The following is a 15,111-nucleotide window of genomic DNA, read 5'->3' on the forward strand; positions in this document are numbered from 1 at the left end:
TGAGGATCGTGGTGCCGGAGCGGCTTCTGACGCGACTGGTGCCGTGGGTCTTCGTCGGTGCGTGGATCGCCTACGGCGCCGCCCTGCAGCGCAGTGTCCGCGGCAACCGGCCCTGGGTGGTGCTCGTCCTCACCCTCGCTGCCGCGCTCCTGGCCGGCCTCGTCGCCGCCAACGCTGCCGTCCGCCTGCGCCGCATCCACGTCACGGCGGCGGTCGCCGGCAATCTGGTGGCGATGCTCTGGGTATGAACAGTGGTTCTTCTCGAGGGCGACTGCCTCACCTCCGCGCGGATCATTCTCGCGGCCACGGCTGCCGCCACCCTGATCGCGTTGTGGCTGCGCCCGGTGCACTCGCGCGCCGCAGGAGGCGCGGATTTCCTCGTGCTGGCCGTCGGAGTCCTGGCCCTGCATGCCGTTGCGATCGTCGGCTTCCCGCACCCGCCCATCGACGTGTAGACCACGATCACCGAAGCCAGCCACGGCCTACTCGACGGCCGCAACTTCTATCAGATGACCTGGGCCGATTCTCCGCGGCAGCGGGGGATGTTCGTCCTCGCCCTGTGGCCGCGCTTCGGATTGCGCCGAGGCAACGCGACCGGCGCCGGCGCCCTGGCGCTGATGGCGCCGTGGCTCATCGACGCCCCCGCGACCTCATCCGGGACACGGTGACCTATCTGATCGACGTGCCCCCACTGCCATACGGCAACAGCAGCTATTTGTGGTTCCTCCTGCACCGGCACGTGACCCTCCCCACCTGGGTGACCACGGGGGCGCTGCTGCTCGCGCTCGCCGGCGCGGCCTGGGTGGCCCGGCAACGGCATACCGGCCTCCCGAGGATCCTGTATGCCGCCGCCGCCGTCCTCCTGGTCGCGAACCTGGTCAACAAGCGGGCGTTCTTCAACCAGTACTGGATGGTCGCCTTACTCGTGGTCATCGCGCTCGCGGCGACCCGGAGCGGGGACCCGAACCGGACACCGAAAGCGACTGGGAGTCAGCTGTCCCTGGGGCCGTGTAGCGGGTCGGCGACCGCCGCCACGATCTGCTCGTGCTCGGTCTGCATGCGGCGCAGGAAGGTCTTGGTGCGCTCGTGCTGCGGGTTGCTGATGACCTGCCGCGGGTCGCCCTGCTCGACGACGACGCCGCCGTCCATGAAGACCACCCGGTCGGCGACGTCGCGGGCGAAGGCCATCTCGTGGGTGACGACGATCATCGTCATCCCCTCGTCGGCGAGTTCACGCATGACCGTGAGGACCTCGCCGACCAATTCGGGGTCGAGCGCCGAGGTCGGCTCGTCGAAGAGCATCAGCTTGGGTCGCATCGCCAGGGCGCGCGCGATCGCGACCCGCTGCTGCTGGCCGCCGGAGAGCTGCGCGGGATATGCCGCGGGCTTGTCGGAGAGACCGACACGGTCCAGCAGTTCATTGGCCCGAGCGGTCGCCTCCGCCTTGTTCTCCTTCTTGACCTGGATCGGTGCCTCGATGATGTTCTCGAGGACGGTCTTGTGCGGGAAGAGGTTGAACCGCTGGAAAACCATGCCGATCTCGCGGCGCTGGCGGGCGACCTCCTTGTCGTGCAGCCGATAGAGCTGGCCGCCCTTGTCCTGATAACCCATGAGCTCGCCGTCGACCCAGATGCGGCCGCCGTCGATGGTCTCGAGCTGGTTGATGCATCGCAGGAACGTCGTCTTGCCCGAGCCGGACGGGCCGAGGAAACACACCACCTCGCCCTTGCTGACGTCCATGTCGATGCCCTTGAGCACCTGGTTGTCCCCGAAGGACTTGGTCACATTGACCGCGTGGACCAGCGGCATGTCCGCCATCAGTGATCACCCGTTCGAGCCAGGAGTGCCGTGACCTTACGTTCGCGCTTGGTGGGCGCCTGCACGCCGAAGCCACGGCCGAAGCGCTTCTCGAGGTAGCTCTGGCCGATCATCAGGATCGTGCAGACGATGAGGTACCACAAGGTGGCCGCCATCAGGCCGGGCATGACCTTGAAAGACCGCGACCCGAAGAGGGTCGCTTGGTAGTAGAGCTCGACGATGATCTGCGCGGCGATGAACAGCGAGGTGTCCTTGACCATCGCGATGGTCTCGTTGCCGGTCGGGGGCACGATCACCCGCATCGCCTGCGGCAGGACGATCCGGCGCATCGTCTGCTGGGGTGACATGCCGAGCGCCTGCGCGGCTTCCCCTTGGCCGTTGTCCACGGACAGGATGCCCGCGCGGGCGATCTCCGCCATGTAGGCGGCCTCGGACAGGCCGAGAGCGAGTCCACCCACCCAGACCGTGCTCGAGTAGTTCTGATAGTCGAGAGTGAAGAAGCGGATGTCGGTGAACGGGATACCGATCTCGAAGGTGTTGTAGAGGTAGCCCAGACCGACGGCGAACAGGCCGAGCAGCACATAGCGCGGGATCGACCGGAAGAACCAGGTGTACGCGAAGGCCACCCCGCGCAGCACCACGTTCTCCGACATGCGCATGATGGCCAGCACGATGCCGAGAACCACGCCGATGACCATGGCGAGGACGGTTCCGAGGAGGGTGCCCTTGATCAGCCCCTCGATGACCGGCTTCTGCTGCATGATCTCGAAGGTGTAGCCCCAGTCCCACTTCTCGTTGGTGACGAAGGAGTTGACCAGCATCGCGGTGAGCAGGCCGATGAATGCGACCGCGACCCACCGGCCCGGATGCCGAACCGGCCGGGCGTCGATCGCGCCCGGCGGGTCCGTGGTCTCGGTCGTCATCCGACGCTGGGGTTAACCGCGAAGTCGGTGATGGCGCCGCCCTCGGTCTTCCACTTGGTGAGGATCTGCTTGTAGGTGCCGTCGGCTTCTAGGGCCTTGAGGGCCTCGACGATGCCCTCAGCGAACGCGGTCTGGTCCTTGGGGAGGACATAGCCGTAGGGCGCGGAGTCATATTGCTCGCCGAGGAGTTCGACGGCTCCGCCGGTCAGGTCGACGGCGGCGATGGCCGGCGGCAGGTCGACGAGCATCGCATCGGCCTTGCCGGACTGCACCATCGCGGTCACCTTGGCCTGGTCCGGGTCGACCAGCGGCGTGATGGCCTCCTTGCCGGCGTCGGTGCACGCCTTGCTGCGGGCATCGAGGTCGTCGACCTGAACCGTGCCCTTCTGGACGGCGACCTTCATGCCGCACGCGTTCTGCGGGTCGACGCCCTTGGGGTTGCCCTTCTGCGTCACCCACTGGGTGCCGGCCTTGAAGTAGGAGACCATCGTGACCTCCTTCATCCGGTCGGCGTTGACCGTGAAGGAGGAGACGCCCACGTCGTACTTGCCGCTGCTGACGCCGAGGATGATCGAGTCGAAGCCGGTGGGGATCCACTCGGTCTTGACGCCGAACTTGGCGGCGATGGCGTCGAACAACTCGACATCCATGCCGATGACCGTCTTGCCGTCCGCGTCGAGGTACTCGTTGGGCTGATAGGTCGCATCCGTGCCGATCTTGATCACGCCCGCGCTCTTGATCTTCTCGGGCAACGCGGCCGCGAAGTCCATGCCGCCGGAGCCGGCGCTCTCGCTGCCGCTCGCGGACGCCGAACCACTCGCGGACGCCGAAGCGCTCGCGGTGTCCGAGCTACTTGCGGCGGAGCTGCTGGAACCGCCCGCTGCGGCTGAGGTGCTTCCGGTGTTGGACAACGAATCGGAGCCGCACGCGGTGAGCGTCAGGGCGGCGCAAGCGAGGCCGGCGAGGGCGAAAGCGGGGGAACGGCGGAACACGAGATGCCTCCAGTGACGCGACGATGCGTGGCCGCGGGGTGCGGCCCCTTCGTGGGGAGAGTAGCCCGTCCCCGAACTCCTGCCCAGCACGCCGACGTCACGATCGAGTTTCCCGGCACGAACCGGGCAGGTGCTGGAGGCAATTGTCAGCCGGGCCTGTCAGGATGGGCTCATGCAGAACATGCTGATCAAAGTCGGCGTCAACGCCCTCGCGCTGTGGATCGCGGCCGCCGTCGTCAGCGGCATCCACCTGGCCACCGGCTCCACGAGCTGGACGTCCAAGGTCGTCACCGTTGTCCTGGTCGCCGTCGTCTTCGGCATCGTCAACGCCGTCGTCAAGCCCATAGCCAAGGTGCTGTCCTTCCCGGCGATCATGCTGACCCTCGGTCTGTTCACGTTCATCGTCAACGCGTTCATGCTGCAGATCACCGAGTGGATCTCCGAGGCCCTCGACCTGTCCTTCCGGATCGACGACTTCTTCTGGGACGCCGTCATGGCCGCATTGGTGATCACGATCGTGTCGATGGTGCTCAACTTCGTCCTGCCGGACGGCGAGTGAACGCGCCATGTCCGATGCGCCAGAGCCCCGCCCGCTGCTGGACGATCTGCCGGCCTACAAGCCGGGACTCCCGCCCGCGCCGGTGCCGGGCATGACGGCCTACAAGATCTCCTCCAACGAGAACCCCTACCCCCCGCTCCCGTCCGTGCTCGACACGGTCCGCTCGGCGGCCGAGCGGATGAACCGCTATCCCGACGCCAGCAATGGCGCTCTGCGGCAAGCCCTTTCGCGTTTCCTCGATGTCCCCGAGGACTGGATCGCCTGCGGGACGGGCAGTGTGGCCGTGCTCGGCCAGATCATCACCGCCATGTGCGATCCCGATGACGAGGTCGTCTTCGCCTGGCGATCCTTCGAGGCCTATCCGATCGTCGTGACCCTCGCCGCCGCCAAGGGCGTCCCGGTGCCGCTGACGGCCGACCACCGTCACGACCTGTCCGCCATGGCCGCAGCCATCACCCCCCGCACCAAGGTCGTCCTCGTCTGCACCCCCAACAACCCCACGGGCACGGTGGTCACGGACGCCGAGTTGCGGATGTTCCTCGACCGGGTGCCGCGGCGCGTGCTGGTCGTCATCGACGAGGCGTATGTCGAGTTCGGCGCCGACCCCACCGCCCCCGATGCCATGGAGTTGCTGCGCGAGCACCCCAACGTGTGCGTGCTGCGCACCTTCTCCAAGGCCTACGGTCTGGCGGGCCTGCGGGTCGGGTATGCCGTGGCCCACCCCCCGATCGCCGTCGCCCTGCGGATGACGGCCACTCCCTTCGGGGTCAACTTGCTCGCGCAGGAGGCGGCCGTCTCCTCCCTGGAGGCGGGCGACGAGTTGGACGTGCGTGTCAAGGATCTCGTCGCCGAGCGCGATCGGGTCGAGGCCGCACTGGCCGAGCAGGGCTGGCGACTACCGCCCTCCCAGGCCAACTTCGTGTGGTTCCCCCTCGGCGCCGACACCCCGGACTTCGCCCGGGTATGCGAGGAGCAGGCGCTGACGGTGCGGCCCTACGACCATGACGGGGTGCGCGCCACCATCGGCGAACCGGAGGCCTCCGACCGGCTCATCGAGATCGCCGCCACCTGGCGGGCCGCGCACTCCTGACCCTGCAGACACCTCCCCAAGGGTGAGGCGACGACCGGCTGCCAGAGCGAAGATTCGGGGAACGCCCGGTGGTTCCTCAGGGAACCACGGTGTCATTGTCCCCGAATTCCGTTGTGTCGCAATCATATTCGGAAGTGGCTTCCCCTGATGCGCGTGACGCAGGATATCGCTGACTACCTTGACATCGATGCAGACGACGTGTTGATTGGGCGCGCAAACAATCCGCCTAGCAGGGGTCTTCCATGCCACATGTCCGAAAGACGCCCGCGCGCCGGGCGCTCGCCGCTCTCACCAGTGCCGCCACTGCATTGCTCGGTATGGCCGTGCTCGCCCCCGCCGCTCACGCCGCCGGCCAGGCGTCGCTGACGGCTCTCGGCACGGCCTACACGCAGGACTTCGACTCGCTGCTCGCCACGGGCACCGGCACCGAAGCCGACCTGCCCGCCGGGTGGACCTTCGTCGAATCTTCCGGCAATACGACCTACTCCGCAGGTACGGGATCGAGCACCAGCGGCGACACCTATTCCTTCGGCAGCGCGGGCGCCACGGAGCGAGCCTTCGGCAGCCTGAACAGCTCCAGCAACTCCCCCACCGTCGGGGTGGTGCTCACCAACTCCACGGGCGCCACGATCACCTCCCTCGACGTCGCGTTCACCGCCGAGCAGTGGCGGCACGGCGGGGCCACCACCGCCCGCACCGACCGGCTCACGTTCGGGTACAGCACCGACGCCACGGGCCTGACCGGCGGCACGTGGCTGGCCGCGCCCGCCATGGACGCGGCCTCGTCGGTCACCAGCGGCACCGCAGGCCCCTTGGACGGCAATGCTGCCGCGAACCGGAATGCCGTCTCGGGCACCGTCAGCGGCCTGTCCGTGCCCGACGGTGGCACGATCGTCCTGCGCTGGGCGAGCGCAGACGTCTCCGGCTCCGACGACGGACTCGCGATCGACGACCTGTCCATCACGCCGCACGGCACCCCGGGAGGCGGGCCGACCAACCCCTCCGGCGCCGGCAGCGCCGACCCCGCCTCGGTGGTTCAGGGCGGCACGACCACGCTCACGGTCGACACCACGCCGGGCATCAACCCGGACAGCACCGAACTGGCCGTCACCGCGGACCTGACCTCGATCGGCGGCTCTGCGACCGCGACTCTCGCCGACGACGGCGTCGCCCCGGATGTCACAGCGGGCGACGGCACCTTCACCGCCGCCGCCACGGTGGCGGCCAGCACCGCACCCGGTGCGAAGTCGCTGCCGTTCACCGTCACAGATGCCCAGGATCGCAGCGGCACCGGCAACATCGCCTTGACGGTGACCGCGCTCGAGCCGTGCGCCGCCTCCGACCAGACCATCGGCTCGGTGCAGACCTCCGGAGCCGCCGGCATCACCGGAACCGTCACCGTGCAGGGTGTCGTCGTCGCGGATTATGAGGGCGCCTCGCCCAAGCTGCGGGGCTTCTATGTCCAAGACAGCGGCGACGGGGACGCGGCGACCTCCGACGGCATCTTCGTCTTCGAGGGGGACAACGCCGACCGTGTCGCCGTCGGCGACGTCGTCCAGGTGAGCGGCACCGCCAGCGAGAACCAGGGTCAGACCCAGATCTCGTCGACGACCGGGATCGCCGCGTGCGGCACGACCGGCACGGTCCCCACGACCGAGGTCACCCTGCCCCTGACCGCGGCCGACGACCTGGAACGCTACGAGGGCATGCTGGTCAGCTTCCCCCAGGAGCTGTCTGTCACCGAGCACTACCAGCTCGGCCGCTTCGGCCAAGTCACGCTCTCCCAGGGCGGCCGGCTGCAGCAGCCCACCAACGTCGTCGCGCCGGGCGGGGCCGCGAACGACCTGCAGGCCGCGAACAATCTGCGCCGCATCATCGTCGACGACGACACCCAGGCCCAAAACCCCGACCCGATCCAGTTCGGGCGCGGCGGCCAGCCCCTCTCGGCAAGCAACACTCTCCGGGGCGGCGACACCATCACCGGTCTGCATGGCGTCATGACCTACACCTGGGGCGGCAACAGCGCCAGCCCCAACGCCTATCGCGTGCGGCCCATCGGCTCGCTCGGCGGCGGCGCTCCCGACTTTCAGCCGGACAACCCGCGCCCGAGCGCTGCCCCCAGCGTCGGCGGTTCGCTCACGGTCGTGGGCATGAACCTGCTCAACTACTTCAACACCTTCGGCGCTAATGCCTGCACCGGCGGGGTCGGGGGCGCGCCCACCGACTGCCGCGGGGCGGACAGCCAGGCCGAGTTCGACCGGCAATGGCGCAAGACCGTCGCCGCGATCGAGAAGATGAACCCGGACATCATCGGGGTCAACGAGATCGAGAACGACGGCTACGGCAGCACGAGCGCCCTCGCCGATCTGGCCGGCCACCTCAATGCCGAGATGGGCGCCGGCACCTACGCCTACCTCGACGTGGACGCCCGCACGGGTCAGGTCGACGCGCTGGGCAGTGACGCCATCAAGGTCGGGCTGCTCTACAAGCCGGCCACGGTGACGCCGGTCGGGACCACCGCCGTGCTCAACTCGGTCGCCTTCGTCAACGGCGGTGACTCCGCCCCGCGCAACCGCGCAACCGTCGCGCAGGCCTTCGAGGAGAACGCGACCGGCGAACGGCTGATCGTCAACGCCAACCACCTGAAGTCAAAGGGCAGCGCCTGCGACGCTCCCGACGCCGGAGACGGACAGGGCAACTGCAACCAGGTGCGTGTCAACGCCGTCAACACCCTCACCGAGTGGCTGGCGAGCGACCCGACGGAAACCGGGGACACCGACATACTGCTGGTCGGCGACTACAACTCCTACGCGATGGAGGACCCGATCACGGCGCTTCAGGACGCGGGCTACACCCACCTGATCAAGACGCGCTTGGGTCCGGATGCCTACTCCTACGCCTTCGACGGGCAGTGGGGTTACCTCGACCACGCGCTCGCCTCCGAGAGCCTCGACAGCCAGGTCACAGGCGTCGCGGACTACCACATCAACGCGGACGAGCCAGCCGTGCTGGACTACAACACCAACTTCAAGTCGGCGAACCTCATCTCCTCGCTGTACGCGCCCGACGAGTTCCGCGTCTCGGACCACGACCCGGTCATCGTCGGGCTCGACCTGTTCACCCCCGTCAACGAACCTCCGGTCGCGAACGACCAGAGCGTGACGACGCCCGAGGACACCCCGGTGGGGATCACGCTCACCGGTTCGGACCCGCAGAGCGATCCGCTCACCTACACCGTCACCAGCGAACCGAGCCACGGCACCCTGTCCGGCACCGCGCCGGACCTGACCTACACCCCCGACCCGAACTACAACGGTCCCGACTCCTTCACCTTCACGGTGAGCGACGGTGAGTCCACCTCGGCGCCCGCGACGGTCAGCATCAGCGTCACGGCGGTCAACGACGCCCCGCGCCTGTCCATCCTCACCGGGGGAACGTGTCTCAACGACACGGCCGGCCGGATGAACCTGAGTACGGGTGACCTGGACGGTGACGCGGTGCGCGTGACCGGAACGTCGTCCAACACCGCCGTGGTCCCCAACAGCAACATCGTCGTCAGCGGCAACGGCGCCACCAGGACCGTGGCCGTGACCGGAAAGGCAGGCAAGCCAGGGCGAGCGGTCATCACCCTCACCGCGAGCGACGGCACGACCACGGTCAAGCGCTCGATCACGGTCTGGATCGGCAACAAGGCCGCCAACACCTACACCGGCAGCAACGGCAGCGACATGATGCTCGGCGGCGGCGGAAACGACCGGCTCACCGGTGGCGGCGGAATCGACCTGCTGTGTGGCGCCGGCGGCAACGACCGACTCACCGGCGGCGAGGGCGATGACACCCTCAACGGCGGCGACGGCACCGACGTTCTCATCGGTGGTGGCGGCGACGACATCCTCATGGGTGGCAACGGTGCCGACACCATGACCGGCAACGCCGGCGCCGACTTCTTCGACGGCGGCCCTGGCGCCGACCGGGCCACGGACTTCCGTGCCGCACAGGGCGACCGCAAGGTCAACACCCCCTGAGTCGGCGGCCCTTCTCGTCAGGTGGGGGAAATCGGCCGTCCGGTCGATTTCCCCATCTGGCACCGGGGACCTAGCCGGCGCGATCGCGCCCGCGTCGGGACGGCATACCGTGCTGACGAGTTGCTGCGTCAACCCGTGATCTCCGGCCCCATGCTGGATGGGTACGCCGCCCGCGCCGGTCGCCGCACCCCGGCGGGGTGCGGCGCGTGAGCGGTCAGCAGGTCTCGGCGAACAGCGCGAGCAGGGGGGTGTTGACGTCCCACGGGATCGGGCGAACCCCGTTCACGTAGGCGCGTCCGGTCAAGCCGATCACGACCTGACGGGTGCCGTCGGCCGAGCTGAGCGCATAGCTCGCGGTGCCGAACGACAGCCCGTCGTGCCCATACACGAGACCGCCGGGCCGGCACGGGTCCGGGATCCGATACATGCCGAGTCCATAGCCATCGGGTGTCCGCGGCGTGCGCATACTGGCGAGCGTCGCCTTGCGCACCAGGCGGCCGTTGTTGAGGGCGTTCGCGAACTTGACCATGTCCCGGGAGGAGGCGACGGTCGCGCCGGCGGCGGAGAACAGATCGGGGTTGAAGTTCTTCAGCGAATACCAACGCCATTTCGTGAAGGCGGCATCGTGGAGGGCCGCACTCGGCATTCCCGGCCGGGTGGCGAACTCGGCCTTGGTCATCCCGGAGGGCACGAAGATCCGCTCCTGCATCAGCGCGGCCAAGGACCGGCCGGTATGCCGCTGCAGCAGCTGCCCGAGCACGACATACCCGGCGTTGGAGTAGTTGAACTGCGTACCCGGCGTGGCCAGCCACGGCTGCGCCAGCGCCGCCGTGATGATCTCGCGGTCCGTGTACGGGTCGCCCAGCGCGGCGAAGAAACCGTCCCAGGTCGGTTCGTCCATGTGCGCGATGAGCGCCTGCGTCACCCCGTCCGGCATGCCCGAGGTGTGGCTGAGCAGCTGCTCCAGGGTGATATTGCCGTGGTGGGCGAGCAGCCCGGGCGCGAGGTCGTTCACGCGGTCGCTCAGGCGCCACTCGCCCCGCTCCACCAGCTGCATGACGAGGGTGGCGACCATCGTCTTGGTGTTGCTGGCGACCCGGAAGGGCGCGTAAGCCCCGACGGGCGCGTCATTCCAGATCCGCTTCTTGCCGGACGCCCATTCGCGGTGGCGTGCCCCGCGCTGGATGGCGCCGACGGTGCCGACCGCCCCCTCCGCGACCAGGGCGTCGAGAGCCTCCTGCACCGACGGGATCCTTTGGCCGCCGGTGATCGGCGGCAGAACGGGCCTCGGCAGACGCTGGTCAAGCCGCGCGGCCAGGTCCGCCGGGGTCGGCTCGCTCGCGCGGTCCGCGGCGACGCCTGGCGCAGCCGTCGCAATGAGTCCGGCGGCGATGGCGACGACGGTGCCTCCGGCCATACGGCAAGTGAGCGGTCGACCCATGACTGTCCCCTTCAGTAGTGGTCCGGCCCAGCCTGCCATGGCCCGCGGCGAAAGTCAGCGGGATGTGGCCTCGGCGTAGCGCTCGCGAAGCCGGTCCCTGACCTGCTCCGGCGTATACGCGCGCCGCTTGCGCTCCTCCCGGGCGACGACCGCGCCCGTCGCAACCACACCGGCCATACCCGCAAGCCCGATCCACCGCCACCACCTGCCTTTGCCAGCCACGGCACGAGCGTAGTTCCGCAAGACTGTCCGGTATGCCGTCGCCCGCCTCCTCGTTGCCGCTCGCCGACGCCGTGGACCTGACCCGCACTGGGGACATCTGGATCTTCCGGGGCACATCGCTCGCCGACCGGGCCATCCAGACGATGACGAATGCGCCGGTCAACCACGTCGGGATGGCCGTCGTCCTCGACGACCTCCCCCCGCTGATGTGGCACGCCGAACTCGGAAAGTCCCTGGTGGACATGTGGACCGGCGATCATCACCGAGGGGTGCAGTTGCACGATCTGCGGGCGGCGGTCGAGCAGTGGCAGGTGACGTATGGGCAGCGCGCTTGGCTGCGCCAGCTCAGCCCGGCCGTCGATCGCGCCCAGGAGGATGCCTTGTTGCGGGCCATTGCGCGCCTGGATGGGGTCGCCTTCCCGAACACGGCCCGGCTGGCCGCTCGGTGGCTGCGCGGTCGCGATGCCTACGTCAGCCGCCGCGAACGCGCCCGCCGCGGCACGCGCCCCGAACTCGCCTACTGCGCCGAAGTCGTCGCCGCGACGATGATCGAGATGGGCCTGTTGACCGGCGACTTCTCGCTGCGCACCTACGACCCCGGCGCCTTCTGGTCCGGAGACGATCTCCCCCTCGAACCCGGCTGGTCCCTCGGCGACGAGATTGCGGTCGACCCGGCGCCCTGATCCGTCTTCGCTGTCCCCCCGGCGAAGCGGGGCCAGGTTCTCCGACGCGGGCCTGGCTATAAGGCGGCCCGCGTATGACAACCCGGCCCCGCTCCCGCGGAACCCGGCCCCGCTCCCGCCGGTACGGACCTGGACGTGCGACCAACGCAGAACCCGCCCGGCCAGGTCGGCGCGGCATACCGGAGGCGCTAGCCTGGGGCGTGAACGCGCAAGCGACAACTCGCGGTCACGACGACGTGACCGTGCCGCCTGCCACGACGAGCCTCGCCAGGCCGGTCACCCCGGCAGCGCGGCGTTCGCGCGTGGCGCATTGGACACCCGGGATCGCGGTCATCCCCGCAGCGGGTGGGGAACGGAGCGAGATGGCTGAGCAGAAGGGGCCGGCCCTGGGGCCGGTCATCGAGTCTCGTGACGGTGGGCCGGACATGGTTCAACTCGTCACGCCGGAGGGCGAGCGGGTCTCGCATCCGGAGTATGACGCGATCGCGGACCAGGTCACGCAGGAGGAGCTGCAGGGCTTCTATCGCGACATGGTGATCGTGCGACGCTTCGACAACGAGGCCACCGCGCTTCAGCGCCAGGGCGAACTCGGACTGTGGGTGCCCTGCCTCGGACAGGAGGCCGCCCAGATCGGCTCCGGCCGGGCCCTGCGCCGCCAGGACTTCGCTTTCCCGACCTATCGCGAGCACGGCGTCGCCTGGTGCCGCGGCGTCGACCCGCTCAACATGCTCGGCATGTTCCGCGGCGTGCACAACGGCGGGTGGGACTCGTTCGAGAAGAACTTCCACCTCTACACGATCATCATCGGCGCCCAGACGCTGCATGCGACGGGCTATGCGATGGGTGTCTTGCGGGACGACGCCGTCGGCACCGGCGACCCCGAGCGCGACACCGCCGTCATCGCCTACTTCGGCGACGGTGCGTCCGCGCAGGGCGATGTGGGGGAGGCGTTCGTCTTCGCGGGCGTCAATAATGCGCCCGTCGTCTTCTTCTGCCAGAACAACCAGTGGGCCATCTCCGAACCGAACGAGCGCCAGATGCGCATCCCGATCTACTTACGCCCGCGCGGATACGGATTCCCCGGCATACGGGTGGACGGCAACGACGTGCTGGCCACGTATGCCGTGACCACCGCCTGTCTCGACGCCGCCCGCGACGGCCAGGGCCCCTCGCTCATCGAGGCCTTCACCTATCGGATGGGTGCGCACACGACGTCCGACGACCCGACGAAATACCGCGTATCGGCCGAGGTCGAGGTCTGGAAGCTGCGCGACCCGATCGCCCGCCTGCGCAACCTGTTGGCGCGCACGTATGGCGTTAGCCAGGAGTTCTTCGACGGCGTCGACGCCGAGGCCGAGGAGGTCGGCGTCGACCTGCGCACCCGGCTGCTCGCGCTGCCCGACCCGGAGCCGGAGTCGATGTTCGAGCATGTGTATGCCGCGCCGCACCCCGTCATGGATCGCGAGCGTGCCGCCTTGAGCGACTACCTCGCCAGCTTCGAGGGGGCCCACGAATGAGCACCCAGATGACCATGGCGAAGGCACTCAACGCCGGTCTGCGCGCGGCGATGGACAAGGACCCCAAGGTCGTGCTCATGGGCGAGGACATCGGCAAGCTCGGCGGCGTCTTCCGGATCACCGAGGGCCTGCAGAAGGACTTTGGCGAGGACCGCGTGATCGACACCCCGCTCGCCGAGGCCGGCATCGTCGCCACGGCCATCGGTCTGACGTTGCGCGGCTACCGGCCGGTGGTGGAGATCCAGTTCGACGGCTTCGTCTACCCCGCCTTCGATCACATCGTCTCCCAGGTCGCCAAGCTGCACGCCCGCTCGCTCGGGCACGTGAAGTTGCCGATGGTGATCCGCATCCCTGTCGGCGGCGGCATCGGGGCGGTGGAGCACCACTCGGAGTCGAATGAGGCCTACTTCGCGCACACCGCCGGACTGCGGGTGATCTCCTGTTCGAACCCGTCGGACGCCTACTGGATGATTCAGGAGGCGATCGAGTTCCCCGACCCGATCATCTTCTACGAACCCAAGCGGCGCTACTGGGACAAGGGCGAGATCGCCGAGGCCCCGGAGCGGGATCTCTTCTCCGCCAATGTGATCCGGCCCGGAACGGACGTGACGATCCTCGCCTACGGTCCGATGGTGCGCTCGTGCCTGCAGGCCGCGCAGGCGGCCGAGGAGGAGGGGTATTCGCTCGAGGTCATCGACTTGCGCTCACTGTCCCCGCTGGACACCGATGCGGTCTTCGGCTCGGTGCGCAAGACCGGCCGCTGCGTCGTGGTCCACGAGGCCCCGACCTTCCTCGGCATGGGTGCCGAGCTGGCCGCGCAAATCCAGCAGGAGTGCTTCTATTCGCTGGAGGCGCCGGTGCTGCGCGTCGGCGGCTACAACGTGCCCTATCCGCCGAGCCGGCTCGAAGAGGACTTCCTGCCCGACCTCGACCGCGTGCTCGACGCCGTCGACCGCGTCATGGCGCACTGACCCCGACGAAAGTTGCTCGCTGCGCTCGCCTTACTTCGCGGGCCCGAGGAATAGGAGACTTGGAAACACAATGCGAGACTTCAAACTTCCCGACCCCGGTGAAGGTCTGACCGAGGCGGACATCGTCACCTGGCGCGTCGCCGTCGGGGACACGGTCAAGGTCCACGACATCGTCGTCGAGGTCGAGACGGCAAAATCGTTGGTGGAGTTGCCGATCCCGTATGCCGGCACGGTCGCCGCCCTCTTGGTGGCCGAGGGCGACACCGTCGAGGTGGGCACCCCGATCATCACGATCGACGACGGCTCCAGCGCTCCGGCCGTTGCGAACGACGGGTCCGCAGCCGACCGGCCGGCCCCCGCATCCGCTCCGTCGCCGGCTGTCGCCGGCGGGCAGGCCGGCTCGGGTGAGGCGGGAGGACCTACCGCGCTGGAGTCGAATTCGCCGACTGGCTCGGTGGACGATTCCGATGCGGACAAGAAACCCGAGCGCACCGCCGTGCTCGTCGGCTACGGCGTCAAGCAGACGGAGGCCAAGCGCCGTCCCCGGCGCAAGCAGAATTTGTTGCAGACGATCGCGCACTACCCCGACGAAGAGCCCGCGGTCCGCGAGACCACCGCCCACGCGGACGCGAGCAGCTGGGTCGGCGAACTCGTCGCTGCCCATTCCACCCACGTGCTGCGCGACCGTCGGCCATTGACCGAGCTGACCGATCACTCGCCGGAGGCGCTCGCGCGAGCCCGCGTGCTGGCCAAGCCGCCGGTCCGCAAACTCGCCAAGGACCTCGGTGTCGACCTCGTCGGCCTGCGCGGCAGCGGTGACGACGGCACCATCACCCGCGAGGACGTGCTCGCCGCCAGCCGCGGGGGCGC

Annotated in this window: 15 protein-coding genes; 10 read left to right on the forward strand and 5 right to left on the reverse strand. The window is 68.7% G+C overall.

Going from position 1 to position 15,111, the window contains the following annotated elements; translation table 11 throughout:
* Positions 1–11: 11 nt before the first annotated feature.
* Genes BN11_RS00330 through BN11_RS22260 form a run of 3 tightly spaced genes read left to right on the forward strand, consistent with a single transcriptional unit; the run spans position 12 to position 668 of the window.
* Positions 12–248 (forward strand): hypothetical protein, encoded by a 237-nt coding sequence (locus BN11_RS00330; RefSeq protein WP_157043893.1) that lies wholly within the window; start codon positions 12–14, stop codon positions 246–248.
* Between the two features lie 3 nt (positions 249–251).
* A complete protein-coding gene (locus BN11_RS00335; RefSeq protein WP_048692991.1) occupies positions 252–455 on the forward strand; it encodes a hypothetical protein in 204 nt (67 codons plus the stop codon).
* A gap of 54 nt (positions 456–509) precedes the next feature.
* Positions 510–668 carry a hypothetical protein gene (locus BN11_RS22260; protein WP_157043894.1) on the forward strand — a complete coding sequence of 53 codons (159 nt, stop codon included), beginning with the start codon at positions 510–512 and terminating at the stop codon, positions 666–668.
* A 322-nt stretch (positions 669–990) separates the two neighbouring features.
* On the opposite strand, the gene BN11_RS00345 is transcribed toward BN11_RS22260, so the two are convergent.
* From BN11_RS00345 to BN11_RS00355, 3 genes are read right to left on the reverse strand one after another with little or no spacing between them, the layout of a single operon-like run.
* Complete coding sequence (locus BN11_RS00345; protein ID WP_048692998.1) at positions 991–1,818, reverse strand: amino acid ABC transporter ATP-binding protein; 828 nt, start codon at positions 1,816–1,818, stop codon at positions 991–993.
* Positions 1,818–2,741, reverse strand: coding sequence for an amino acid ABC transporter permease (locus BN11_RS00350; RefSeq protein WP_048693001.1), 924 nt, complete (start codon positions 2,739–2,741; stop codon positions 1,818–1,820). The genes BN11_RS00345 and BN11_RS00350 overlap by 1 nt, the downstream gene beginning before the upstream one ends.
* Positions 2,738–3,733: an ABC transporter substrate-binding protein gene (locus tag BN11_RS00355; RefSeq protein ID WP_083433411.1), complete on the reverse strand. Its 996-nt coding sequence runs from the start codon at positions 3,731–3,733 to the stop codon at positions 2,738–2,740. Before BN11_RS00355 ends, BN11_RS00350 begins: the two co-directional genes overlap by 4 nt.
* Before the next feature lie 172 nt (positions 3,734–3,905).
* Between BN11_RS00355 and BN11_RS00360 the strand changes: the two genes are divergently transcribed.
* The 3 genes from BN11_RS00360 (at position 3,906) to BN11_RS22265 (ending at position 9,407) form a co-directional block, all read left to right on the forward strand.
* Positions 3,906–4,292, forward strand: coding sequence for a phage holin family protein (locus BN11_RS00360; RefSeq protein WP_048693002.1), 387 nt, complete (start codon positions 3,906–3,908; stop codon positions 4,290–4,292).
* A gap of 7 nt (positions 4,293–4,299) precedes the next feature.
* Positions 4,300–5,382, forward strand: coding sequence for a histidinol-phosphate transaminase (gene hisC, locus BN11_RS00365; protein ID WP_048693005.1), 1,083 nt, complete (start codon positions 4,300–4,302; stop codon positions 5,380–5,382).
* A gap of 242 nt (positions 5,383–5,624) precedes the next feature.
* Complete coding sequence (locus BN11_RS22265; protein ID WP_162213126.1) at positions 5,625–9,407, forward strand: ExeM/NucH family extracellular endonuclease; 3,783 nt, start codon at positions 5,625–5,627, stop codon at positions 9,405–9,407.
* A 214-nt stretch (positions 9,408–9,621) separates the two neighbouring features.
* On the opposite strand, the gene BN11_RS00375 is transcribed toward BN11_RS22265, so the two are convergent.
* Both BN11_RS00375 and BN11_RS22270 read right to left on the reverse strand, forming a co-directional pair.
* On the reverse strand, positions 9,622–10,650 hold the full coding sequence (locus tag BN11_RS00375) for a serine hydrolase domain-containing protein (RefSeq protein WP_162213127.1): 1,029 nt from the start codon (positions 10,648–10,650) through the stop codon (positions 9,622–9,624).
* A 252-nt stretch (positions 10,651–10,902) separates the two neighbouring features.
* Positions 10,903–11,070: a hypothetical protein gene (locus tag BN11_RS22270; RefSeq protein WP_157043895.1), complete on the reverse strand. Its 168-nt coding sequence runs from the start codon at positions 11,068–11,070 to the stop codon at positions 10,903–10,905.
* Between the two features lie 32 nt (positions 11,071–11,102).
* Here BN11_RS22270 and BN11_RS00380 point away from each other — a divergent pair, with 32 nt between their 5' ends.
* The 4 genes from BN11_RS00380 to BN11_RS23280 form a co-directional block, all read left to right on the forward strand.
* Positions 11,103–11,753 carry a hypothetical protein gene (locus tag BN11_RS00380; RefSeq protein ID WP_048693011.1) on the forward strand — a complete coding sequence of 217 codons (651 nt, stop codon included), beginning with the start codon at positions 11,103–11,105 and terminating at the stop codon, positions 11,751–11,753.
* Positions 11,754–12,115: 362 nt separating this feature from the next.
* Positions 12,116–13,270 carry a pyruvate dehydrogenase (acetyl-transferring) E1 component subunit alpha gene (gene pdhA, locus BN11_RS00385; protein WP_048693014.1) on the forward strand — a complete coding sequence of 385 codons (1,155 nt, stop codon included), beginning with the start codon at positions 12,116–12,118 and terminating at the stop codon, positions 13,268–13,270.
* Positions 13,267–14,241: an alpha-ketoacid dehydrogenase subunit beta gene (locus BN11_RS00390; RefSeq protein ID WP_048693017.1), complete on the forward strand. Its 975-nt coding sequence runs from the start codon at positions 13,267–13,269 to the stop codon at positions 14,239–14,241. Before pdhA ends, BN11_RS00390 begins: the two co-directional genes overlap by 4 nt.
* A gap of 70 nt (positions 14,242–14,311) precedes the next feature.
* Positions 14,312–15,111 (forward strand): biotin/lipoyl-containing protein (locus BN11_RS23280; protein ID WP_048693020.1); only part of this gene is annotated, 800 nt, incomplete at its 3' end.

The sequence above is a fragment of the Nostocoides australiense Ben110 genome (assembly GCF_001050535.1).
Taxonomy (GTDB): domain Bacteria; phylum Actinomycetota; class Actinomycetes; order Actinomycetales; family Dermatophilaceae; genus Nostocoides_A; species Nostocoides_A australiense.

Excerpts from the sequence above, each read along its gene's own strand:
- BN11_RS22260 (WP_157043894.1), top strand. The coding sequence starts at position 510 with ATGACCTGGGCCGATTCTCCGCGGCAGCGGGGGATGTTCGTCCTCGCC.
- BN11_RS00345 (WP_048692998.1), bottom strand. The coding sequence starts at position 1,818 with ATGGCGGACATGCCGCTGGTCCACGCGGTCAATGTGACCAAGTCCTTC.
- BN11_RS00350 (WP_048693001.1), bottom strand. The coding sequence starts at position 2,741 with ATGACGACCGAGACCACGGACCCGCCGGGCGCGATCGACGCCCGGCCG.
- BN11_RS00360 (WP_048693002.1), top strand. The coding sequence starts at position 3,906 with ATGCAGAACATGCTGATCAAAGTCGGCGTCAACGCCCTCGCGCTGTGG.
- hisC (WP_048693005.1), top strand. The coding sequence starts at position 4,300 with ATGTCCGATGCGCCAGAGCCCCGCCCGCTGCTGGACGATCTGCCGGCC.
- BN11_RS22265 (WP_162213126.1), top strand. The coding sequence starts at position 5,625 with ATGCCACATGTCCGAAAGACGCCCGCGCGCCGGGCGCTCGCCGCTCTC.
- BN11_RS00380 (WP_048693011.1), top strand. The coding sequence starts at position 11,103 with ATGCCGTCGCCCGCCTCCTCGTTGCCGCTCGCCGACGCCGTGGACCTG.
- pdhA (WP_048693014.1), top strand. The coding sequence starts at position 12,116 with ATGGCTGAGCAGAAGGGGCCGGCCCTGGGGCCGGTCATCGAGTCTCGT.
- BN11_RS00390 (WP_048693017.1), top strand. The coding sequence starts at position 13,267 with ATGAGCACCCAGATGACCATGGCGAAGGCACTCAACGCCGGTCTGCGC.